The sequence below is a fragment of the Salinisphaera sp. T31B1 genome (assembly GCF_040361275.1).
GTDB lineage: Bacteria > Pseudomonadota > Gammaproteobacteria > Nevskiales > Salinisphaeraceae > Salinisphaera.
In genome coordinates, this window is the sequence record NZ_APNH01000005.1 from 319816 (window position 1) to 340108 (window position 20293).

The following is a 20293-nucleotide window of genomic DNA, read 5'->3' on the forward strand; positions in this document are numbered from 1 at the left end:
AGACTATAGGAGGCTCAACCGGTGGCCGGTGATCGATGCTCCGGTAACCATCACGGTCGGTGACATCAACTATCGCCGCGCCGCCTGCCGGCAGGTCAACCGCCTCTTCGTTGAGGCCTATGTGGTGGGTCCCGGCATGGCCGCAATGATCGTTATGACCGAGGTCCGGTTGCCCGGCTGTACCCGCACTATCGGTGCTGTCCGCTACGTGGTCGGTCGTCTGGCCGGCGACCGCTTGCTGATCGCTCGCCGACCAGTGCAGATGGCTCGCCCAGGACTGCGCGCTCAACGCGACCAGGCACACTAGAGCTGTGGCCAGCCAGCGAGCGGCAGTATGATTGCGAATCCACATGAGCTTAGATACTACACGAATTGCTAACAGCCCGCGTAATGTCCGACGTAATGTGGCTGACGATTAAAAAATACGATATATGCAATATTCCCTGCAGACGCTTACTGGGCCGGGGCCATTCGAAGTCATGCGCAGCGGATTCATCGCCTGTTGACACTCTTCATGTTTGCCAATGGACTGGCAAGATCTCTCGCTAACTTGTCGTTAGTGTGTGGCGAGTATTGCGCTCTGGTGCTGTGCGGCGGGCTCGTCACGGTTTGGTCATGCCGGTGGCTATCAACGCTCTAAGAGCCACGCCTGTCGCCCTACGTTAACTGCGTTGGCAGGCACGCTACTCTCTCAGCTGGGTCATCGCGATATGCCTAGCACGTATTCGCTCAGATGCTGATCGACGGCGAAAGAATGCGTCGAGTAACCAGCGAGGCCGGCGTTCTTCGCAATACGGCTTTTCGCTTGCGCCACCGGTTGCTGGCTGCGCAGGCGGCCGTCCAGACCAACCGGGATTGCCGAGATGGATGAGACGTTCATACGCCGATCGTACAAGGGCTCACGATCGCTGGAAGTCCCGCCACACCAGCGCAGTGGCGGGACGAATAAGAGTCGAAAAGCTCATGATCTCGACGGCGAAGTCGGGGCACTCGTCATGGGCGATCAGAGAGGGCACCCGCTCGGACGCGCTGAAAACGGTCGATTACCAGAGCATTAATGACACGATAGGTATTCGTCCTTAAGGAGAAAATGTATGCCGACCGAATTGTGCGTCGAATGATCAATGCTACGCCCGGTATCGAGGCATGACGCATGAGCCAGTCAATCTATTCGCGTACGATGTCCAGCGTTTCACGTGCCAACGTCAATGTGTATCACAGTCGATGGCAAGGCTGGATGGTGCGCTTACACGGCGTGGCTATTTGCCACCTCGACCACTATCTAACGTTGGCGTCGAATGCTCGACGCTGTCGGCGACTCGGTCACACCGCGCAGAATGCTGGTTGACACGCGCGATCATGCATATCAATTGTCAACAATGACGCAGCCTTCGATCGGGGAGGGCGGCATCATTGGTTTTGCTCTCTTTTGCGCAAGTATCGAATGGTTGGCGCCGATCATCCATCTCGTTTTGACATACGCCCGTAGTGGTCAGACGGCTTTTGATAAGGATCTGAGGTCACAACTCGGCAGCCCTCCTACATCAAATCATGGGGCGCTGCGAGCCCGGTTATTGATGGTTGTCGCGCTTGTTGTGTGGCGCTGGGCTCTTAAAATAAGCACACCTCGTGGCGGTGGCTGCGATTTAAGCGGGCGTGGCATCGGCCAGCGTTGCGTAGATGTCCTCTGCGCCGACTCCGCGGGCCGCATCGAGCATGTTGGCCATTGATTCGACGGGTGAGTGGCTGTCGGGGAATTTCCACTCGCCCAGTGCCGCCGGCTGGCAGCATTCCAACTCGAACTCGATATCGCCGAATCGATCAGCTCTGGCTCTTTGAATTTCGAGAAGAACCGACCGCTGACGCCGGAAGAACTCATGACAACCCGCGTATCCTGATCTTGGCAGCCCGAAGACGTTGTGCGTCGAACTCTCCCTCATCGACCATTTCTTGATCCCTTGGCGTGTAGGGCGTTCAGATACGGCTTAATAGAAAGAGTTTGAGATTCGCAGTGGAGCGTTGCAGGGTTTTCGGCTCTACTGGGCGAGGACCAGCGCAATAACACCGACCCAGCTGGCGTATTCGCTAGATACCAGTGCGCCACGCCGATCAAGGTGAATGTAAAAAGCACGGTGACTAATGTCACGACGAACTAGCCAACGGGCCCCATTGGGTGGTTTCGGACGTCGGTCGTTCTGTCATCACGCACCGGGACTCAAATACCCAGCGCCTCGCGCCAACCGGCGACGAGCTGGGGATCATGATCGGCCAGTATATCCAGCTGCGCCTCTATGTCGACGCCGGCGATGATCTCTTGATGACCGCAGGACATGCAAATCCAGATCTCGCCCTCAATCAGATCCAGCCGTGTAACGGGCGTTTGGCTGCACTCGGGACAGGGAACGTCGACTTTAACCATGGTCACTCCTGGAGCGAGCGTCGGTTAATTGTGTGGCGGGCAGGTATGACGCTGCTTCTGTCTCTCACTATTCATGATTTAGGACGACTTGGCAGGCGAGCGCAACTTTCGTTAGTAGGCCTTTATTCATTGTGCCTCGGCAGGTCGGCGTAATGATCCAGCCAACTTTTTGGCGGCATGCCTTCGCGTTCATGCCAATGCCCGCCGCGGCCCCGGAACAGTACGGTGGGCGTGCCGCTGCCACCCACGTCGAACATCGCCTGTCGGTTCGTCTTTAGAACGCGGCCAAGCGCACCTTTGGGTTGTCCGACCGCGATACCACCTTGCTCATGCTGGACGTCGAAATTCGATTCATTCCGAGCCAGATCCGCCGCTGGATCCTTGGCTTTCAGGATCGTGGCGGCGCGGCCGACACTACTCGGCCCGAGCACACCGACCATGATCCAGTGAATGCGTAGTCGTCCGGCTTTCACCAAAGGCTCGACCTGCTGATACAAGTGGTGGCAGTAAATGCAGTTTGGATCCGCGAACACATACAGTGTCGGCGCATCCTTTGGTCCTTCGGTCACCATGCGATCGGCGTCGAGCGAATGGATGACCTTGCCGATGTCGGGTTTCGGCTTGTACTTCCGCGCGTACTGCTTGGACAGATTGTGCCCTTGTGGGTCGTAGAGCGGCCCCAGCATCAGATAGCCGTCTTCGCCATAGACGACGGTCTGGTAGCCGCGGTGCTCCACGAGATAGCCCGTGAGGCCGTTCTTATCGGTGGGAAATTGCTTCATGACCTGCGTCTTGCCGGCATCGACCATGTCCTGAAGCACTTTCGGATAATGCGTATTGGATGCCGGGGCTGACCAAGCCGGCCACGCGGTGGTGATCGTCAGGCCAAAGGCGAGGACGAGGCCTTGAGCGATCGGGGCGAGATCGGTGACGTCGCGTCGTTTCATTGCGGGCTCTTGTCTCTGGAAAGGGTGCAGCCGCACTGGCAGCGTGCCGCTGTGATCGGATCTCGATCTATTCGACTAGACGCACGCCCTTGGCGCGACGCATAGCCTCAACGCGATCGCGGATCGTATTTCGAACCGTCTCGTAATCCTTGATTGCCCGGAGCGTCAGGCTGTCAGCGCTGCGGTCGGTCGAGAGCACTTCAACATTCCCGCGACCGCAGAGACGATAAAGAAGCGGCGCCGTGGGATTCGTATCTTCGACACGATAGAGTTCGACCTCCTCGCCGCGGCGCGTCAGGATCCCCCAGGTTTTGCGCAGACGCTCATTCGTGAGCGCATAACGGATGCTCTGCACCGACCAGGCGTAAAAGCCGGCGATCGCTACGGGTACCAGGGCGACACCAGCCCAAGGCCAGGGGGCGTAGACGCCGGGAATGCCGGCGACGATTGCGGCGATCAGATAGACATGTAGGTTGACGACCTGACCCGGGCCCGCCGACCAGATGATCTGTTCATCCTCGACTGTGCCAGGGGCCGCTTTACGGCCGGCCGGGATATGGGTGCCATCGTCGCTTGAATCGTTCATCGACTGTGCCAGGGGAAGTGACGGCACTAATCTGCTGGGATAGTCGCGTTGCGAAAACAAAAAATCCCGACACGACCGTGCGGAATTAGGGGTAGCCGCATGGGGCGTCTCATCGCCTCAAGTGTCACACGCAATCTGTGCGGTCTCGACATGACAGGCAATACAACATCTAACGGCACGGTGTCGGAGTTTGGGCCGGACCGTGGCGCGGCGATGGTCAGAAACTGACCAGCACCCAGTCGAGCCGCGACCTGTCAGCGATTGCGCGGTCGAAATTCGAGGTTTTCCACAGCGACTGTGAGGAAAAAGGAAGGCCCCTCGAAAGGGGCCTGGATGTGGATCAGACTGCTGGTTTGATCGACGCGATGCACTGGCGTGGAATCCGCCAGTGTGAACCGTCGTCGGCGCGACCAATCAGCGGCTTCTTGGAGGCCAGCGTCACCGTTTGCGGCACACAGCCCTCGGTGAGCGTGACTTGGTCGCCGATGGATGCCGCGGTCACCGTGCGCTTGAGGCGTTGTTTGTCGGCATGACGCCGGCGAACACGCGCTCGCCACGGTGCGGCGAACTCACTGCCGGGTACCGGCACCTCGTCGAGATAGGACACCGGGCACGAGAGCTCGGCCGGTCCCATCGATTCGGTGACGGGTTTGTAGCCCCAGCCATAGCCCGGATCGCGCACCATCAGATAAGCGACGATGAATCGACCAAACTCGGGGTATTTCAGGTTTTCCTGAACGGTCCAGAGCACGTTGCCCCGCACGCATTTGCGATGCGTGCGCAGGTTGGGATCACCTTCGGTGAGATGCTGGATGAGTTCGGCCTTCGTCTGGCCTTGTGTGATTAACCATCCCATGGTGCTGCTCCTGTAAAAAAGGGGAACACCGGAGCCCGCCAAGGACACTGTGTTCCCCGCAGGTGGATGAAGACAGCTGAAACTGTCCGATATGGCGTATGAAACGCCCGACGGATGGTTGTGGTAGAAGATGACGCCGGCGGCGTTGTGCATCAGACACTCCTTGGCGACTTCTCGCGGATAGACCGCAGCGCCGTCAAGCGTGCCCCGGAACAGCGTTTGGTTATCGATGACACGGTTCCGGGTGTCGAGAAAAATCGCCCCGAAGACCTCGTGTTCGAGGCGGGCGAGTTGCAAGCGCAAGTAGTCGCGCGTGGCTGCGGGATCGGAGAGCACGTTCCTTTTAATGAGTCCGCGCTCGATGATCTCGATGGCTTGTTGGACGATGGCGGACTCGTCCGGCGTGATGGATAGCAGCATGGTTTTGCTCCTTGGAAAAAAGGGCACACCACGCCCAGCGGGGCGTCGGGCGCCCCGCGGTGGGTCGAAAATGCTCGCTGGAAACGAGCGGGTAGGCAGTCAGATCAGTCGATGGCCGCGAAGATGGCCGGGCCTTCGGTATGGTCGCCGGCATAATCTCTCAGCCGATCGAACATCTCCTCGTGCCTTGGGCTGCGCGTCTTCCAGACCAACGCATTGAGTGCAAAAAGTGTCGCGACGACGCCGGCGGCATCGGGCGACATGTCGCCTTCGTATCCGTTGCCGGCACAGCAGATCCGGATGCTGTCGCAATCGAGATCCGGGGCCATGTAATAGCCGCCGTTGCTCAATTCGTAAAACGTCCAATAGCCGCCATCGTAGTCCGGCGCCAAGTCGGACAGCGCGTTGTAAACCAGGGATTCGCCGATCAGCATGTTCGCGCCACGGCCGAAAAACCGAGGCAGGAACCGCATCCGTTGATGGTCGGGAACCCACGTTGCCGTGAGGAGAATGGACTGGCCGTCGACGGATTCGTCAATTGCATAGGGCATGGTGTTGCTCCTTGGTGAATAGGGGCAGACACCACGCCGCACGGGGTGGAATTGCCCCGGGGTGGGTGAAAAGTCTCGCGTCAGCAATTCAGCCGGTGCCGAGGCTACTCGGCGAACACGGCGAATTGAGGCCTTGTTCGCCGGCAAAACGATCGAGCCGATGTGCCAGTTCGTCGATGAAGAACGTGTCGAAGACGCGATCCGACCCCGCCGCGTTCTTCACGGCGATGTCGTGCTCGCCCTGAACACCGGCCAGAAAGCCAATATCAGAGATCGTGAGATCGGCCTGGCCGAAGACATCGAAAAGCGCGTCGGTATCCTGATCGTATAATTGGCAAACCGACAGGTTGACTAGCGGTTCGCGATCGGGTCGCCCTTCGGTGTCGCAAATACCGATCGCACACGACACAAGACGTTCCTCGTCGTCGTAGCTGCGATAGATACAGCTGGCACCGCTCAGCCGCCCGGCGGGCTGCCGATTGACGATAAAATGGGTATGCACCCGGTTGAGGATTGTCTGACGATCGTCCTCGGTGAGATAAGCCATGGTGTTTCTCCGGAGAGCGGGAAACATCGATCCCCAGGGATGATATTTCCCTGGGTGGGCAAAGAACCGCCAGCAGAGCGGCAGTCGATGACGAAGTTTGGATCGAAGCTCGAAAGCCGCCTCGTCGCACGATCCGGCGAGGCTTTAAGGGCCGCTTTATACCCAGCGGTAGGGTTGACATATATAGGTTGGCCAAAATCGTGCCGCCGTGTCAACAGTCGGTTCAGAACTATCCGGCCGAACGTCGAGCCTCATGAACAAAGCCGGGTTATAAGCCGAATCGACCGTTTGGGAATTCCTCGGTTGGGACCGTCGGCTCGATCCCGTCGGCGTATCACGCCGAGAATGCGCGCCTGAGGGCTCGTGGTTCGGCAAGAAAACGGGAAGCGGTGCCCCACCCTCAGCGGCCGCATGCGGCGGATGCCCAAGGGTGTCTTTCAGGTCCGTGGGGTGCTAGTTCGGCGGCGAACGTTCGCCCGCCCTGACATATATAGCGATCAGAGACGCTAAAGATACTTCGCACCCGACCCGCACCAGGTGTACTATTTGATAATACAGTTGGCAGGAGGCCATGCAATGCCACGCACCACCAGCGTCATTCTGAGCTCGCATTTCGAGCAATTCGTTCAGAGACAATTGGCCAGCGGTCGCTATAGCAACGTCAGCGAAGTCATCCGCGAGTCACTACGTCAAATGGAGGACCAGGAAACGCGCTTGTCCGCGTTGCGCGCCGAGCTCGATACCGGAATCGGGCAGCTGGACCGGGGTGAGCATACCGATTGGAAAAGCCTGAAAGCCGAATTGGATGCCGGTTAAGGCCGTCCGTCTATCGCCAGCGGCGGCGACGGATCTGCGAAAGATTCAGCAATACACGAGCGAGCGATGGGGCCACGAGCAGTGGCTGCGCTATTCGGATGAAGTGGATCGTCTATTCGAGCAACTGAGCGAAAATCCGGAGCTCGGGCGGCTACGTGACGAGATACGTCAGGGGCTACGCAGCGTTCCGATGGGTTCGCACGTCGTTTGGTATCGCACGCAGGCCACCAATCTAGACATTGTGCGCATACTCCATGCGGCTATGGATCCGAATATGCGGCTGTAGATACGAAAGACGCGGCGCTGCAAAACAACGTGAAGTCGGAGTGAAGCGGTTGCCCGTTTACCGGTATACGCCGGCAGAGCTATGCTTTGTAGTGGAGAAGTCTCAAAGGGAGGCGATATGACCACGGACAACAACGCACAGACGCAGTCGACCGCGGCGCCCCAAGGGCGGTTTCGAACGATGGCGCGCTGGCTCGGTGTTGGCGCCGCTGTGGCATTCGCGGCGACGGTCATCGTCTTGGCCATCATGAACTGGCAGAGCGTTCTAATCGTGCTGGCGGTCGCAGCGATTCTGGGCCTGATGCTCAAGAATGGAATTCCTAAAAGCAATCATGATAGCGACCTGGAATGGCGATATGGGCTTGCCGGCCCAGGTTGGTATCGCGGAGACACATTCATATGCTCTGATGAACGGGATGATCATTAGCGTCATTTAAAGAGGGAAGCTGTATTTACAGCTTCCCTCCCGAGACCGTGCTTTGAGTTTTCTGGCCACCTTGCTTGCCAGCATTTCCTGTTTCGTTCCCACCTTGTTTCATGGCACCTCCCAACGCACTACCGGCCCCAGCACCAGCCCACCCCAGCATCGCGAGCCAGGCCGTGGGAAGCACCACCACCATTGACGCCTGCACCAGGGTCAGAATAGAAATGTCATAAGCATTGGTGAGCCCGGCCATGAAGCCGAGCTTGGCTGCGTTGCTCTGGTAGAGCATGGCCACCAGGTTATTGCTCAGCCAGCGGGACAGGCCGAACCAGAACGTCAAGGACGCCAGACCAAAGTAGGAAAACGTCAGAATCCCAGCCACCTTGAAGCTATACCCGGAGATCACGATCAAGACGGGCATGGCGATGACCATCGCCATCATCAGCAGATACTGAACCATGGGCATGGCACGCGCGGCGACATCTTTCATGCCCTCCGCGGGGAGCCAGCCCAGGCCGGCGCCGATCGCGCCGGCCACGGTTCCGACGGTACTGTTGAGTTCATTACCGCCGCCGGAACCGGACACGACATCGCTGCCCGAATTGCCGTTCGCCATCCCGCCCTGTGTGTTCAGCAGGGCCCGAATGGCATAGTCGTCAGCCGTGGCCGACGTGAACGCTGCATGGATATTCTGCCAGAGGTTGGGGTCGATCTGATCGTGTAATCGGGCCTTGAGCCCGTTCCCGGACGCCGACCACCATTGTTTGCAGGTGGGATACCCGCCTTGCGATGGGCCGGTCCCGAAGCCGGAATCGCGCGAGGCGTTGTAAGCAAATCCCTTGACCGGCCGATGGGACTGAAAGCTGTCGTAATAGCCCGCGGTATTTAGAAAATAATGCGACCCGATCCAATCCGTATCCTTCGCCGTGGCCGCGTCCAGACTCGTGGATTTGCGGAACAGTTGGGTGCGCGATCGGCCGTAACACCAACGCTGGAACCGGACGACCTCGCTGCGCAAGGTCGGATCCTGGATCGCCGTGCGATCGAGCTCGGTGCGCAGATACTGGTAGTCGGTATCACAGGGCAGGGCTGCAAGCGCGGCATTGGTCACGCCGTTCGACACTGCGTGAACGAAGGCCCACCACAATGGAATATCGGCGGTTTTGCCGCCCAAGGACGCGCCGGCGCCGGTGGACGTGCCGCCGGTGCCCACCTTGATGCCGCACTTCTCATAATGCTGTTGATCGTAATTCGCCGGTGCGAACTGCACGCTCATCAGGGGCACCGCAGCAAACGCATACACCAAAAGCATCGCGTACAGCGTGGTTTCGATCCGGTTGAGCGCGAGCAGCCCCTTGTTGCCTTCGTCCTCGCCTTCGCGGCGTGCGGTATACCACTCTCGCAGAATGAGCGCGGCAAAGGGCAAGGCGGCGAGCATCGTTTTATTCAAGACGCCCCAGATCGCGTTGTTCACGATCCAGCCGAGCATCAGCACGACGTTCTCGAAAAAATCGAATACGGACAGATCCACGCTCATGACAACCTCCGTCAGCCCGCCATCATCCAGTCGATGAGATCGGGTGCATTCGCCACCTCGACCGCGACGATCACCACCAGGAACATCCGCTCGACACGAACGAGTCGTTGGTGTGCGGCCTCACCGCCGTCCGTCTGACGGTTCTGCAGAGCGCGCAGCCGCGGGCGCCAGCGCGTGATATAGAGCGTGCCGATGACGACATAGATGCCGATACGCCAGAGCAGGGCGTAAGGGGCGATGCGGGTCAGGCAGTGGCTGAAGGCAACCGCGCCGCCGGCCATTGATACCCCAACCGCAACGAGCGCGAGCGCCACGACGAGGACCGCGGCCCAGGCGAACACAAAGACCGTCCAGGCGCCGATCCGGCTGGCTCTACTGGCTGCCATCGATAGCGCCCCGGCTGTCGGTCTCGCGATCGCCTGTCCGCGTGTTGGCCGGCGCGCCGCGATCGGCGGCACCGCGGTTGCGGGTCAAGGCCATCGCGGCGGCGTTGTGGGCCAGCGACCGGCGGACCTCCATCTCGGTGCGCAGTGCCTGGATCCCGCGATCGAGATGGGTCAACTCGCCGTCGATGGCGTCCTGGCCTTTCCTGTTGTTGGCGATACCGGGCTCGTCCGAGCCGGCTAGTATGATTCGCCGGGCCCAGAGGGCTTGCGTGAGCGTGCGCGCCAACGCCATCTCGGCGGCCAGACGGTGTGTCAACAGTGGCCCCTGCGGGTCATGTTGTAGCGATTTGATGACGCCGCGGGAGACCGACAAGGTGGCGCCCGCTGAGACTTCGCGCAGTTTGGCGGCCGTGATCGGCTGACTGCCGTTCGCCATGGCCGTCAGTTTCTGCTCGATCGCGTCCTGCTGGTCCTCGAGCGCGCGCATCAGGCCGGTACCGGACTTCGACTCAACCTTCTCGCAGCCGCTGCAGGTCCGGATCTGTTTATCGCCGACGACATCGGTAATCCAGTCTGAGGCATCGGTGGGCGAGCCCCAGACGGTGCACATGCCACCGTGACACCCGGTACCCGTGCCGGCGTTGCTCCCACCGGATCCCGAACCGCCGCTGCCAGGCCACGCGCCGCTGGACGTCGGCACGCTGCCCCAGCCCTGGCCACCGCCGGATACCGGTTGCGTGCTGGTCGGATCCGAACGCCCGTGCAGGATGTTGTATCCGGCCACGGCGGTATCGTGGATTACCTTAACAGGCTGTTGCGCGATGCCGCCGCGCTTTTCACCGCCGACCCAGGTCACGCCCTTGTCGCCACCCTGGGATTCGACGGTCTGCTCGGCAGCCACGGCATCGCCATTGGTCGCGGCCGTATACTGCCAATTCTCGGCCTGGGCCTGTTGCTGCCAGCCGCCCGACGTGATCGCATCGGCGGCGCGCTTGGCCATGGCCTTGCACGACGTCTTGGCTTTGTTGAAATCCAGCCGACCTTGTAGCACGCCGTTGGACAGCAGGTCATAGAGACCGGGCGCGGCGCGTTGGATGATCATGGCGGGCAGGGCGGCCACCGCGCCGGTGGCGTTCTGCACGACCGAGCCCATCATGTCCTGAAAGCCGCGGGTTGCGCCGTTGAGCTGATTGGCGACGGTCGCCTGCGGATCGAGTCCGCTGCAGGCCGAGCCTTGATTCCAGTTGATGCCCAGCCCGAGGCTGCCGGGCTGATAGCCGCGGCCGGCCGACGCGCTCACCGGGCCACCGCCGCCAATCTGGTAGTAAAGATCGTCGCCGGCGGCCGATGAGGCGATTGGTGGCAGCATCAGGCATATTGCGCCGGCAATCGCCATACCAGCAGTCAGCGTGCGGCGTCGTGCAAGTCGATCGCGCAACATGGCGTCTCCCCCTTATTGGTGGCCCGGCTGGATCCGGGACAACTGCCAGAGCTCATCGCCGGCGCGGCGATAGAGCAGGATCATGGGTTCGGTTGTGCCGGCACTACGCCGGGCCCGGTCCAACGCCGCGTTGTAGCCGGGGAGTACCCGGTTAGCCTGTTGGGCGTGCTGTATCTGTTCGACATTGAGCTTGTAGCTCGCCGTGGCATGGAACTGAATACGGTTCTCGCTCAACTGATTGCGGTGGTCGACCGTGAACTGGTCAATATCGAGCAGGCCGTGAAAGCGTTGATTCAGACGATCGAGAACGTCCAGGCGCACCGTGTCGGCGGACGGCCCGACATCGGACCCGCAGCCGGCCACCATCGTGATACACAGCATCAGCGCCATCGGCAGTGCGGTGCGCAGAGTTGAAGACCGGAAATGGCTCATCGGGGTCTCCCTAGCTGGCAAAAATCAGTTCCTGGCCGCGGCGCTGGCAGCATTCATAAGGCCGCCACAACGCCCAGACGTAGTCGCCGTCGTCGGCGAGCACGTCGCTAAAGCTGGCCGTGATGCCGCGATCGGGAAACACCGAGCACGATTGGGTCGGGTCGGGTTGCAGGCGTTGCCATTTGCCCGTCGACGCATCACCCTCGGTGATCGGATCCGGCGGCCAGTAGCCCGCACGTGGGCTCGCGTTCAGCGGCGTGTATACATGCGGCTGCCCCTCGCGCGTGACGAAGTCGGCCACACGCTGGGCGATCACGGCCGCAGCCTTGTAGTCGTTGGCCTGATTGATGAAGCCCGAGCGGGGATAGACGTTGCCCCAGATGTCACCGGTCGACCCGACTTCCCGCATACCGGGCGTCAGAGCTTCGGGGTAACCCGACTCCGGCACGCCGCCACGCCAAGCCAGGGAATCGAAGACCGACAGGAAATAGGGCTGCATCGGCGTGGCCGCGGAGTCGCAGGTATAGCCCACACTCGACAGCAGATCGAAGCCGGCCGCGGCGGGATGGCCCACCGCGTCGGCGTTCTTGAACCGGACGTTACGGTGATCGCGGCCGGCCCGACCCTCGGTCTGGTTGCCACCCGCTTGGGCCGTGGCGTTGCTGGGTGCCAGGGGCGAAATCACCGACCAGGGATTGTCGCCGGTCTGCTGATACACCGACACCACCAGATCCGGCATGTAGTGCCGGACCTTGACGCTGGTCTGCGTATAGCAGCCGAACGGTGTACAGGTCAGCCATACGCAGACGCCAGTGACTTTATAGTCCAGGCAGTTCCATGAGGCCGCCGAGGCAACGATCGTACCGGTATCGATGGCCCGGGCCGAGCGTGGCACGATGGACGCACTCACGAGCAGCGTCAGCGCGGCAAACAGTAGAATCGGGGTGCGTCGATGACTCATGATCATTTCTCCCTGGCTGCGGCCCGGTGGATCTCGGCGACCGCGGCTTTGACGTTTGGTTGGCCATAGACGACGTACCGGCCATCAACCACGACGGCCGGTACTTTCGTCACGCCCAGACGCCAGGCCCGCAAAAGGCCCTCGTAGGCCTGGCCATAGGATTTTCTGAAGCGGGACAGACGCTTCTGAACCGCCCGAGCGGCGGCGTCTTGCGTGCCGGGCAGGCCGTCCGACAGCTGCTTGTCGAGCCGCGAGGGCTGGTCGAGCTCGACCACGGTCACGCCATCCGGGACATGGGTGACCGGCACGCCCGCGATCATGAAGACCTCGGTCTTGGCCATCGCCGGCAGACTCGCGAGCAGTAAACCCGCGCAGAGTGTCGTGACCGCGAGCGCGGCAATAACCGACGCCTGACGGAATTTGACCCCCCGCTTGCCTTTGACCGTCTTGAACGGCGCGCGTACCTGGGACGCGTCGAGACGATTCGGTTTCATGATGCGCCCTGATGGTTGGCGCCGGCGGTCGATTTCATGCCGCGCGCTTCGTCCATCTTCGCGGCGATATGCAACGCCGCATCAAGCTCGCTGCAGCCAAGCTCGTTCATCACTTGGCGGCGCTCGGCTTTTTCCTCGCCCTCGGTGCCGGCCAGCGCCAGATAACGGCTTTGCGGCACGATCCGGAACAGCGCCTCGAGGCGATCCGCGAGTACCACGCCCTCGGTATATTTGCCGTTGGCTTTGGTCGCCGACCGGATCAGCTGTTTCTGGTCAGCCGACAGCGTTTTGAAACGCGCCAGTTGCTCGATTTCATCGGGGGGCGTCACCAGACAGACATACCACTCGATCATGTTGAGCAGCCGTGTGGCGGCGTCCGGGAAATCCTCGAGGTTCTGGGTTGCCAGCCAGATCCAGTAGGACAGCTTGCGGCCCATCTTTCCGGCCTTGACCAGATAGGGCGACAGCAGTGGGTTGACGGTGACGACGTGACACTCGTCGATCGCCTGGATGATCGGTCGCCCGGAATACTGGTCGCGCTCGGCGATGCCGATGATGATGTTGGTGAGGCTGATCACCGACAGCGCCAGCTGGGCTTCGTAGCCGTCCCGCGAATAATGGGCCAGATCGACTACGGTCACGTCGCACTCGGGCCAGGCGTCGCCTTCGCGGTTGAACACCTGGCCGTCGAAGCCGTCGCACAACAGGCCCATGGATTCGGCCATGTCGTGGGCCTTGGCCCGGCGGACATCGGGCAGGTCCTCGCTGCGCGACAGTGCATACAGCGCATTGCGCACGTCCTCGGCCAGGCACTGGCGGTTCTCGGCCTTCGTGGTGACGGCCGCGTTGTAGATCGCATCGCGGACCAGGCGCCGATCCGAGCGCCGGAACTCCGCGTCCTCCTTCGCGTCGCCGCCGGTGATCATCAGCCGCGCAGTGATCTCCATCTCGCCCAGCAGATCGCGCTCGCTGTCGTCATCCTCGTCTTCGGCGACCGGTGCGGGTTCATCCGAATGGCGATCGTCGGCCCGGTCAAACACGCTGCGCGCCTGAGCCGCATCTGCCGCGAGCAGCCGATGGGCGTCGGCGAACAGCGGCAGGGGCGGGGCCGCGCCCGGCGCCAGTTTCACTTTGTTGACCGACAGGCCATGCCGGGCCAGATCGTCGGCCAGCAGGCCGAAGGAGTTGCCGACCTCGATGATGAACAGCCGCGGCTTGCGCAGTGCCATGACCTGGGAAAAGATCGCGTTCAACGTCGCCGACTTGCCGGCGCCGGTGGGTCCGAATATCAGCATATGCCCGTTCTTGGCGCGATCGTCGAGCGACAGCGGGTCGAACGAGAACGTGCCGCCACCGCGGTTGAAGAACGACAGCCCCGGATGGCCGGTACCGCGCGAACGCCCAAAAAACGGCGTCAGGTTGGCCAGATGCTGCACATAAGCCAGCTGGGTATACCAGGCGTGCTTGTCCTCGGCCGGGTCGTAGGCCATGGGTAGCCAGCGCAGGTAGGTATTCAGTGGTGCGACTTCGTCTTCGGCCGCGACCGGCTTGAGCTTGGCCTGTTGCAGCTGGGTGGTCAGGGTGAGCATGCGTCGCCGCAGGTCCGCATCGTTGTCGCCCCGGATGAAAAAGGTCAGGGCGTACTGATACAGCTTATGTTGTTCGGCCAGCATTGCCCGCGCCTTGTCGCAGTCATGGCGGACCTGTGTGGCTTTGACGCTGTCGCCCACGGCTTTGGCGCGCAGCCGGTTGATATGGTCTTCCAGCGGCTCCTGGGGCGTGGCCACGATCGTGAGTGCCATGATCGTGTCCTCGGGCAGCTGATCCATGATCGCGTTGTAGGCCTGGCCCTTGGAACGCGACATCTCGCCGGTGATATGACCGACGTCGGGTGCCCGGCGCATTTCCTCGACCGGAATCGCCCGATGCGGCAGACCGTCGAAATACCAGACGCCGGTCTCGACGTCGCCGACCGGGTTGTTGTGGATCACGTCTTCGCCGAGATCGTAGTGCGCGAGCGCCGCGATCTCGTCGTCACCGGGATAGGTCATGCGTTGATAGAACGGATCCGGATCGTCCGGGTCACTGGCCGGCGCCGGATTGAACCAGGGCAGCAGCCAGTGTTGGACGGCCGCGCCATCCATACGCTCGATATGCACACCCGAGCCGGACAGGGCCGCGGTCACCCGGTCATAGACCCGGTTGGCCTCGTCCTCGGCGACCGGCGCCTCAACGCTCGATCCGAGCCAGCGATACAGTAGCAGCCGCACGCGGCGCGTCTGGCCGCGCCAGCGTGTATTCGTGATGCGGTCATCGTGAAAGATGCCGCCCGGCCGGGAAATCGTGTGCAGATGATCGGCCATACCATTCAGCCAAGCCTGGGTGAACGCATCATCGGCCAGATGCGGCGCGGCATGGGCCCGCAACGCATTCACATCGTGGGTCGGATCGATCTCGTCGCGCGCGAAGATTTGGATCACCCAGGGATTGTTGTCGTACTCGGGCAGGCCGTCCTGGAATCCCGATTCGATCTGATCACGCACGGCCGACAGGGCGTCCTGCGAGCGGCCCTCGGTCGGGACCGGCCGAATCTCGGCCGCGATGCCGACCGACATCCCGTCCTCGAGCAGGAAACAGCCCGATTCGGCCAGATACTCCACGAAGGGCAAGTAACGGCTGAATGAGGGCCCGCGGTCATAGGATTGCCTGATTTCGCTGCGCGTGAGCGGCGTGCCGCGCGGCTGACCGTGCTGGCTGTTCGTGTCGTCGACGGGATCCGGCTGCGGCGTGTGGCCGTCGCCGGCGTCGGCGCTGGCCTGATGGAATCGCTTACTCGGCAGCAATCGGAAGATTGGACCGAATAGCGCGTCGACCGGCGTGCTCATTGTGGGCTGCTCCCATGATCGGCAATCGGCTGATAAGCGGTGCGCTCGCCCGGTTGGCCATAGTGCGGCCGGCCATACAGCGGAAAGATCGTGGTGTAGCCGGGCACCGGCACCTGTTCGCCCGATCCGCCCGAAAGATGCGGGAAGATATAGAGCGTCAAATCCGGATTGGGCAGTCGCGAGAACTGGCTGTGAATCTCGTTGGTCGCGGTGCGCGTGTAGGCGCTGCGCTCGGCAGTCAGCTTCTGCGCGCCGAGCGGCCGGCGCAGCGCCGAGCGGGCACGTTGTAGATTCGTCGTGTGATCACCGTCACTGTCGCCGTCTGACGCTGGCGAAGCTCGACCGGTGGTCGTGTTCTGCCAGATCCCGGCCATGGTCGTGCCGTGGGTCGGCAGCAACTCCTCCTGCGAGGTCGCACAGCCCAAGAGGGCCATGGCCGCCGTCAGCGCGAGGCCGCTAATCGAGGCTGCTTGCGCGTGTGGGATGCGCATAATGCACCTTCCGTCCTTGGTGTTCGTAGTCGATGGGCAGCTGCTTGTCGATGTTCACCGCGACGGCCTGGCCCGGCGGGACATAGACGGCATCGAAAGTCTGGCCAAAGCGTTTCTGGATCCACTGGCGCACTTCGTTAAGGCCGGAGGACGCCGCCGAACCGGCGATATACTTGCCGACATTGCCGGTGACGCCCGTGGTGGTACCGAGGCCCGATACGCTGGTGGTGGTCTCACCGCCGGCATAAGCGTTGGCGCCGGCCGCACCGGCCGACAGCAGCAGACTCGTCAGGATGAATGAGCGCGCATTGGTCTTGCGCGTGCCGGCGACACAGGGCACGCCCTGGGGATTGGACAGATAGCCGATCTCGTCATCATTGCTGTCATTGGAGCCGCCTTCGCCCGGCGTGTCGGATTTCGGCACGGTCCGGATCGTGCCGTCTTGGAAGACGAACGCGATCGACTTGACCTTCCCGCGCACGCACGACAGCGTCCAGTCGCCGGTGGCCGTGCCGGAGACGATCGCGCCCTTGAGCTCGGGCAACTGGATACCGTTGGCGGTCAGGTTCTTCGGGCCGATGACCACTTTGAAGGGATAGGGGTCGGTGACCGACCCGTTGATCGGCACACGGCCGAGCAGGGCGGTCATGGCCACGGACCCGACCAACGTCGCGTTCTTCGGTACGGTATAAACCGGCGTGCCGGCCGCGGCCTGGTTGTCGTTACCGGACAGGGCCCGGTCGGCGCGTTGGCCGGCCGAGGCCACCGCCTGTTTGCCGGAGGCGAACGCCGTCGAAAACGCCGAGCCGCCGTTGTCGGATTGACCGTTGCCATCCTCGGAACCGGCGCTTGCGGCGCTGACTCCCAGCGGATTGACCCACGACAGCCCGCCCTGAGCGTCGGCCGGCGTCTCGTCGTTCAGGCCGAGGCCGACCGGCATGTCGTTGTTGTTTTTGTTGTCATCGGAGTCGATGTTGATCGTCGCGCGCAGACCTTCGATCTTGCGATTCAACGACTCCACCAGTGAGCTACGCTGATGCCGGCTTTCCGATTGTTGCTTGGCCAGAGCGTTGTTGATCGCGCCCTGCATATTGTGTTTTTGCTTGGCCAGCTGCTCGTTCTGTTCGCGCAGCTTTTCCGACTGCTTCTGTGAGTCGGCTAACTGCTGTCGCATCTGCTGTACCTGTGCGACCAGCGTCGAGACCGTGTCCTTGGGGCTGTCGGCCTCGACGCCAAGCGCATTGCGCTCGCTTTCGGTCAACTGGCGGGTGGCCGGACCCTGTTTCTTGTCGGCCGTGGCCGTTTGATCGTCACCGCGGTGCAGGCAGGAGCGCAGGCCGAGCACCAAACCGATGGCGATCAATACCGGCACGCCGAACTTGAGCAGGGCATTGGACTTAATCTGCATCATCGGCCTCCGTTGCCCTATCGCCCGCCGGCGGGGTCAGCGCATCGGACAGCCCGCCGTTTTTCGTTACCGCGAACAGCGTTGTGGTATCGATCAGCGCGCCGGCCGGCCCGACCGTGTCGTGCATGAAACTGGCCGCATAGAAGGCGCCGGCGAGATTCCGCGGATCGAGCTGAAAGCGTCGGTTGGGATCGCGATTGGTGATTTCGATCGCGGTCACCGTGTAGGGCGCTTCGCGCCATGCGGCGAGCGGCTTAGCGGCCACTGGATAAGCTGGCAGCAAGCCTGAAATGCCGCCATGGGCCACCGCGATGCGATGAATCCGGCGGCTTCCGGCCACAATCCGCTGCGGTGAATACAGCGCCTGTGCGGCGTGGCGGACCAGCGCCACCGGAATCGGCGCGCCCTGATAACGCGATCCGCCGGGGAACGCGTCGGGCGGTACCGGTTTGTATTGGGCTTGCGACGTCGACCCCTGATCGGCGCCGCCGGAAGCCTGGCCCTTCGACGTCTGATCGGGATCGATCTCGACTTTCACGGTCTCGTCAGACGCGTGTTTCACGCCCGACAGATCGAACAACAGGATCTGGCCGGTTGTCATGTCCTGGATCTGGACGCGCTGGGTATCGAATGGCTTTTTGGCTTTCAGATACACCGCGCCGCCCGTCGACTGCACGCGCAAAACGTCGGGATTGGCGATTTTCGGCGGCAGGCCGACCCGGACTTCGTGGCCGAAGACCACGATGCGTTCGGTACCGACCGGCAGCTTGATGTCGATGGGCTCGCGCTTCGAGTGCCGAATATCGGTCGCGTGGGCGCTCGTAAACGCGGTCAAGGCAAGCACGAGCACGCCGAACAACGCCCGCCAGTAGCTGCGATCGGTTGGATGGGCGGGTTTCATCAGGAATCATCCTCCCCGGTACCGGCCTCGGCCGGGCTGATATTGGTGGTCTCGGAGGCCGGTGTCTTATGCGGCCAGCTCAGGCGCACCGCCGGCTTGGCAAAGCAGTCCAGTTGCAGGCCGAAGGGATTGGTTTCGGGATCGACGTCGGCTCGCACCACCCGCAGGAAATAACGGATATACAGGTCGCGAACCGGGGTTCCCTGCAGGTATTCGTTGATCTCGGCGTTGAGCGAGATGACCCAGTGATCGCGATCGAGGATCGTGACGTCTTCGGGTTGATAACCGTGGCCGGGAATCTCCTGGAGGGTGCGCACGCGATCATCAAGCTCGTTGCGATGCACACGCCGCTTGTAGTTGCGGGCGAGTTCGGTCTGGCAACTGGGCGTCAGATAAGACGCATAACGGCGCAGATTGGCCTTGTAATCGACCTCGCCGTCCTTGGGCCAGTGGTTGATCTGTTGCCAGATATACAGGCCGAAGGAATACACCGTGGACGGAGGCACTTGCCACCACTTGCGGGTCGAGCCACTGCGCAGATCGGGCGGATTATGGATGGTCAGATCCTGTGGGGCCTGGTACCAGCCGTAACCCGCACCGCACAGGAGCAGCGCCAACACCGCGATAATAACGCGCAGCGTTGCGATATGTGCGTCGCGGGCCGCGTTGCCATGGCGAAACCTGCTCACAGGGGGTCCCCGGTATGAAAACTGCGATCTCGGCGGGGGCGATAGGTCGCGGTCTCAATGATCAGTCCGGCGCTGTTGAAGCCGCGTTGGGCCGCGATCCACTGCAGGCGGCGGTACAGCCAGGTCTCGGGCCGGCCGCGCCGCAGCCGACGCATGAGCGTGCCGCCGAACCAGATCGCGATGCCGGCGCACACGAACATCACGGTCGGCAACATCGCGATCATGCCGATGGACCACCAGCCGATAATGCCGAGCGGAATGCCGGCCAGTAGGCCGCTGACCGCCACGACGCCGACCTCGCGGCCCGTCATGCCGCGAAAGACAATCGGGGCCTTGTTGAGCCGGGTCGGCACGAACGCGATGGTGTATTGGTCCGCCATGAAATACGCGCTTCACGCCAGGATGTCGGACGCCTTGTTGGCGAGCCAGATCAGGATCACGACGAGCACGACACCGACCACGACGACGGTGGCGAACTCGCCCCATTCGCCGCGCTTGGTGGCCTCCCGGAACTTGCCGAGCGCACTGCCGGCAACCACCAGAAACCCGGCCGTGGTCAGAATCAGACCGAGCAGGACCGCGGCATCGGCGAGATAGCCCTGGATGTTGTCGTAGAGGCTGCCGCCCCCACCGCCATTGCTCGGCTGTTCGATGCTGGGCAGATCGGCAAGCGCGACCTGCGGCAGGATGGCCAATGCCAGAAGCGCTGCGGATAGGGGCTTCCGGACGCGGCCTACGGCGTGTCCGAGGGTTCGCGCCAAGGCGAGCCGCTGAACAAAGGCGGTCAGTTTGATAAGGCGTTGCATGGTGCAGTTCC

25 protein-coding genes are annotated in these 20293 nt (G+C 62.0%); 5 read left to right on the forward strand and 20 right to left on the reverse strand.

The annotated features are described in order from the left end of the window. The first annotated feature begins 28 nt into the window (after positions 1-28). Positions 29-307 carry a hypothetical protein gene (locus T31B1_RS18215; RefSeq protein WP_353250964.1) on the forward strand — a complete coding sequence of 93 codons (279 nt, stop codon included), beginning with the start codon at positions 29-31 and terminating at the stop codon, positions 305-307. A gap of 393 nt (positions 308-700) precedes the next feature. On the opposite strand, the gene T31B1_RS18220 is transcribed toward T31B1_RS18215, so the two are convergent. Further along, a complete protein-coding gene (locus tag T31B1_RS18220; protein WP_353250965.1) occupies positions 701-880 on the reverse strand; it encodes a hypothetical protein in 180 nt (59 codons plus the stop codon). Between the two features lie 418 nt (positions 881-1298). Between T31B1_RS18220 and T31B1_RS18230 the strand changes: the two genes are divergently transcribed. Further along, on the forward strand, positions 1299-1730 hold the full coding sequence (locus T31B1_RS18230; protein WP_353251076.1) for a hypothetical protein: 432 nt from the start codon (positions 1299-1301) through the stop codon (positions 1728-1730). Between the two features lie 485 nt (positions 1731-2215). Here T31B1_RS18230 and T31B1_RS18235 read toward each other — a convergent pair whose 3' ends face one another. The 6 genes from T31B1_RS18235 to T31B1_RS18260 form a co-directional block, all read right to left on the reverse strand. Next, positions 2216-2419 carry a hypothetical protein gene (locus T31B1_RS18235; RefSeq protein ID WP_353250966.1) on the reverse strand — a complete coding sequence of 68 codons (204 nt, stop codon included), beginning with the start codon at positions 2417-2419 and terminating at the stop codon, positions 2216-2218. A 122-nt stretch (positions 2420-2541) separates the two neighbouring features. Beyond that, on the reverse strand, positions 2542-3366 hold the full coding sequence (dsbG, locus tag T31B1_RS18240) for a thiol:disulfide interchange protein DsbG (RefSeq protein WP_353250967.1): 825 nt from the start codon (positions 3364-3366) through the stop codon (positions 2542-2544). A 67-nt stretch (positions 3367-3433) separates the two neighbouring features. Next, a complete protein-coding gene (locus T31B1_RS18245; RefSeq protein ID WP_353250968.1) occupies positions 3434-3952 on the reverse strand; it encodes a PH domain-containing protein in 519 nt (172 codons plus the stop codon). Positions 3953-4292: 340 nt separating this feature from the next. Continuing rightward, positions 4293-5228 carry a JAB domain-containing protein gene (locus T31B1_RS18250; protein ID WP_353250969.1) on the reverse strand — a complete coding sequence of 312 codons (936 nt, stop codon included), beginning with the start codon at positions 5226-5228 and terminating at the stop codon, positions 4293-4295. A 104-nt stretch (positions 5229-5332) separates the two neighbouring features. Then, complete coding sequence (locus T31B1_RS18255; protein WP_353250970.1) at positions 5333-5779, reverse strand: antirestriction protein; 447 nt, start codon at positions 5777-5779, stop codon at positions 5333-5335. A gap of 88 nt (positions 5780-5867) precedes the next feature. Then, a complete protein-coding gene (locus T31B1_RS18260) occupies positions 5868-6326 on the reverse strand; it encodes a hypothetical protein (protein ID WP_353250971.1) in 459 nt (152 codons plus the stop codon). Between the two features lie 576 nt (positions 6327-6902). Between T31B1_RS18260 and T31B1_RS18265 the strand changes: the two genes are divergently transcribed. The 3 genes from T31B1_RS18265 to T31B1_RS18275 all read left to right on the forward strand — a co-directional run bounded on the left by T31B1_RS18265 (position 6903) and on the right by T31B1_RS18275 (position 7854). Further along, entirely contained in the window at positions 6903-7142 is a 240-nt protein-coding gene (locus tag T31B1_RS18265; RefSeq protein ID WP_353250972.1) for a type II toxin-antitoxin system ParD family antitoxin, read from the forward strand. Continuing rightward, on the forward strand, positions 7132-7428 hold the full coding sequence (locus T31B1_RS18270) for a type II toxin-antitoxin system RelE/ParE family toxin (RefSeq protein WP_353250973.1): 297 nt from the start codon (positions 7132-7134) through the stop codon (positions 7426-7428). Before T31B1_RS18265 ends, T31B1_RS18270 begins: the two co-directional genes overlap by 11 nt. Positions 7429-7545: 117 nt before the next feature. Further along, a complete protein-coding gene (locus T31B1_RS18275) occupies positions 7546-7854 on the forward strand; it encodes a hypothetical protein (RefSeq protein ID WP_353250974.1) in 309 nt (102 codons plus the stop codon). A gap of 25 nt (positions 7855-7879) precedes the next feature. Here the strand turns inward: T31B1_RS18275 and T31B1_RS18280 are convergent, their stop codons facing one another. Genes T31B1_RS18280 through T31B1_RS18340 form a run of 13 tightly spaced genes read right to left on the reverse strand, consistent with a single transcriptional unit; the run spans position 7880 to position 20282 of the window. Further along, on the reverse strand, positions 7880-9388 hold the full coding sequence (locus T31B1_RS18280; RefSeq protein WP_353250975.1) for a conjugal transfer protein TraG N-terminal domain-containing protein: 1509 nt from the start codon (positions 9386-9388) through the stop codon (positions 7880-7882). 11 nt (positions 9389-9399) lie between these two features. Further along, positions 9400-9774, reverse strand: coding sequence for a hypothetical protein (locus T31B1_RS18285; protein ID WP_353250976.1), 375 nt, complete (start codon positions 9772-9774; stop codon positions 9400-9402). After that, the gene (locus tag T31B1_RS18290) at positions 9761-11215 is read right to left on the reverse strand and encodes a hypothetical protein (RefSeq protein ID WP_353250977.1); all 1455 of its coding nucleotides are present in this window, start codon (positions 11213-11215) and stop codon (positions 9761-9763) included. The genes T31B1_RS18285 and T31B1_RS18290 overlap by 14 nt, the downstream gene beginning before the upstream one ends. Before the next feature lie 12 nt (positions 11216-11227). Beyond that, positions 11228-11647: a hypothetical protein gene (locus tag T31B1_RS18295; RefSeq protein ID WP_353250978.1), complete on the reverse strand. Its 420-nt coding sequence runs from the start codon at positions 11645-11647 to the stop codon at positions 11228-11230. Positions 11648-11657: 10 nt separating this feature from the next. After that, entirely contained in the window at positions 11658-12608 is a 951-nt protein-coding gene (locus T31B1_RS18300) for a TIGR03756 family integrating conjugative element protein (protein WP_353250979.1), read from the reverse strand. 2 nt (positions 12609-12610) lie between these two features. After that, the gene (locus tag T31B1_RS18305; protein WP_353250980.1) at positions 12611-13102 is read right to left on the reverse strand and encodes a TIGR03757 family integrating conjugative element protein; all 492 of its coding nucleotides are present in this window, start codon (positions 13100-13102) and stop codon (positions 12611-12613) included. Further along, positions 13099-15987, reverse strand: a complete 2889-nt coding sequence (locus T31B1_RS18310) for a conjugative transfer ATPase (RefSeq protein ID WP_353250981.1) — start codon at positions 15985-15987, stop codon at positions 13099-13101. Before T31B1_RS18310 ends, T31B1_RS18305 begins: the two co-directional genes overlap by 4 nt. Beyond that, the gene (locus tag T31B1_RS18315) at positions 15984-16421 is read right to left on the reverse strand and encodes a TIGR03751 family conjugal transfer lipoprotein (protein WP_353250982.1); all 438 of its coding nucleotides are present in this window, start codon (positions 16419-16421) and stop codon (positions 15984-15986) included. Before T31B1_RS18315 ends, T31B1_RS18310 begins: the two co-directional genes overlap by 4 nt. A gap of 22 nt (positions 16422-16443) precedes the next feature. Beyond that, positions 16444-17889, reverse strand: coding sequence for a TIGR03752 family integrating conjugative element protein (locus T31B1_RS18320; RefSeq protein ID WP_353250983.1), 1446 nt, complete (start codon positions 17887-17889; stop codon positions 16444-16446). After that, positions 17876-18787 carry a TIGR03749 family integrating conjugative element protein gene (locus T31B1_RS18325; protein WP_353250984.1) on the reverse strand — a complete coding sequence of 304 codons (912 nt, stop codon included), beginning with the start codon at positions 18785-18787 and terminating at the stop codon, positions 17876-17878. Before T31B1_RS18325 ends, T31B1_RS18320 begins: the two co-directional genes overlap by 14 nt. Next, positions 18787-19476: a PFL_4703 family integrating conjugative element protein gene (locus T31B1_RS18330; RefSeq protein WP_353250985.1), complete on the reverse strand. Its 690-nt coding sequence runs from the start codon at positions 19474-19476 to the stop codon at positions 18787-18789. Before T31B1_RS18330 ends, T31B1_RS18325 begins: the two co-directional genes overlap by 1 nt. Next, positions 19473-19829 carry a TIGR03750 family conjugal transfer protein gene (locus T31B1_RS18335; RefSeq protein ID WP_353250986.1) on the reverse strand — a complete coding sequence of 119 codons (357 nt, stop codon included), beginning with the start codon at positions 19827-19829 and terminating at the stop codon, positions 19473-19475. Before T31B1_RS18335 ends, T31B1_RS18330 begins: the two co-directional genes overlap by 4 nt. 39 nt (positions 19830-19868) lie before the next feature. After that, positions 19869-20282: a TIGR03745 family integrating conjugative element membrane protein gene (locus T31B1_RS18340; protein ID WP_353250987.1), complete on the reverse strand. Its 414-nt coding sequence runs from the start codon at positions 20280-20282 to the stop codon at positions 19869-19871. Between the last annotated feature and the right edge of the window lie 11 nt (positions 20283-20293).

Coding starts and splice junctions, on each gene's coding strand:
- T31B1_RS18270 (WP_353250973.1), top strand. CDS start 7,132: ATGCCGGTTAAGGCCGTCCGTCTATCGCCAGCGGCGGCGACGGATCTG.
- dsbG (WP_353250967.1), bottom strand. CDS start 3,366: ATGAAACGACGCGACGTCACCGATCTCGCCCCGATCGCTCAAGGCCTC.
- T31B1_RS18300 (WP_353250979.1), bottom strand. CDS start 12,608: ATGAGTCATCGACGCACCCCGATTCTACTGTTTGCCGCGCTGACGCTG.
- T31B1_RS18255 (WP_353250970.1), bottom strand. CDS start 5,779: ATGCCCTATGCAATTGACGAATCCGTCGACGGCCAGTCCATTCTCCTC.
- T31B1_RS18295 (WP_353250978.1), bottom strand. CDS start 11,647: ATGAGCCATTTCCGGTCTTCAACTCTGCGCACCGCACTGCCGATGGCG.
- T31B1_RS18290 (WP_353250977.1), bottom strand. CDS start 11,215: ATGTTGCGCGATCGACTTGCACGACGCCGCACGCTGACTGCTGGTATG.
- T31B1_RS18310 (WP_353250981.1), bottom strand. CDS start 15,987: ATGAGCACGCCGGTCGACGCGCTATTCGGTCCAATCTTCCGATTGCTG.
- T31B1_RS18305 (WP_353250980.1), bottom strand. CDS start 13,102: ATGAAACCGAATCGTCTCGACGCGTCCCAGGTACGCGCGCCGTTCAAG.
- T31B1_RS18220 (WP_353250965.1), bottom strand. CDS start 880: ATGAACGTCTCATCCATCTCGGCAATCCCGGTTGGTCTGGACGGCCGC.
- T31B1_RS18275 (WP_353250974.1), top strand. CDS start 7,546: ATGACCACGGACAACAACGCACAGACGCAGTCGACCGCGGCGCCCCAA.
- T31B1_RS18245 (WP_353250968.1), bottom strand. CDS start 3,952: ATGAACGATTCAAGCGACGATGGCACCCATATCCCGGCCGGCCGTAAA.
- T31B1_RS18325 (WP_353250984.1), bottom strand. CDS start 18,787: ATGAAACCCGCCCATCCAACCGATCGCAGCTACTGGCGGGCGTTGTTC.
- T31B1_RS18260 (WP_353250971.1), bottom strand. CDS start 6,326: ATGGCTTATCTCACCGAGGACGATCGTCAGACAATCCTCAACCGGGTG.
- T31B1_RS18250 (WP_353250969.1), bottom strand. CDS start 5,228: ATGCTGCTATCCATCACGCCGGACGAGTCCGCCATCGTCCAACAAGCC.
- T31B1_RS18235 (WP_353250966.1), bottom strand. CDS start 2,419: ATGGTTAAAGTCGACGTTCCCTGTCCCGAGTGCAGCCAAACGCCCGTT.
- T31B1_RS18280 (WP_353250975.1), bottom strand. CDS start 9,388: ATGAGCGTGGATCTGTCCGTATTCGATTTTTTCGAGAACGTCGTGCTG.
- T31B1_RS18265 (WP_353250972.1), top strand. CDS start 6,903: ATGCCACGCACCACCAGCGTCATTCTGAGCTCGCATTTCGAGCAATTC.
- T31B1_RS18320 (WP_353250983.1), bottom strand. CDS start 17,889: ATGATGCAGATTAAGTCCAATGCCCTGCTCAAGTTCGGCGTGCCGGTA.
- T31B1_RS18230 (WP_353251076.1), top strand. CDS start 1,299: ATGCTCGACGCTGTCGGCGACTCGGTCACACCGCGCAGAATGCTGGTT.
- T31B1_RS18285 (WP_353250976.1), bottom strand. CDS start 9,774: ATGGCAGCCAGTAGAGCCAGCCGGATCGGCGCCTGGACGGTCTTTGTG.
- T31B1_RS18315 (WP_353250982.1), bottom strand. CDS start 16,421: ATGGCCCTCTTGGGCTGTGCGACCTCGCAGGAGGAGTTGCTGCCGACC.
- T31B1_RS18340 (WP_353250987.1), bottom strand. CDS start 20,282: ATGCAACGCCTTATCAAACTGACCGCCTTTGTTCAGCGGCTCGCCTTG.